The sequence below is a fragment of the Pollutimonas rozaliensis genome, assembly GCF_048751585.1.
GTDB lineage: Bacteria > Pseudomonadota > Gammaproteobacteria > Burkholderiales > Burkholderiaceae_B.
In genome coordinates this window covers 1-243 of sequence record NZ_JAZHOB010000319.1, presented here as the reverse complement: position 1 = coordinate 243, position 243 = coordinate 1, and the positions used below count along the sequence as shown (strand labels likewise).

Genomic DNA, 243 nt, shown 5'->3' with positions numbered 1-243 from the left:
CTCCACTAAACCAGCGTCGTCAGTGGCGGCACTATTTTCGTCCACACCATATGCGGCGGCTTCTTCATGCAACCGCATGATGTGTGACAAACGAAAGCCCTGCGGGGTCTGTACTGCGCGTACCGCATCGCGATCAATCGTGCGGACCACTCGTGTTGTAGCTACGGGATTCTTCACTGCTGTTTCTGCCTGTGCGGTGGCACGAGAATCGCAGTTCGACTGTGGTGAGGGGACAATCGCCGC

General features: G+C 57.2%; 1 protein-coding gene. It reads right to left on the bottom strand.

All coding sequences use genetic code 11. The features are described from left to right. Positions 1–177: 2-C-methyl-D-erythritol 4-phosphate cytidylyltransferase (locus V0R37_RS23070; RefSeq protein WP_420376689.1), on the bottom strand; the 177-nt coding region annotated here is incomplete at its 3' end. Positions 178–243 lie beyond the last annotated feature (66 nt).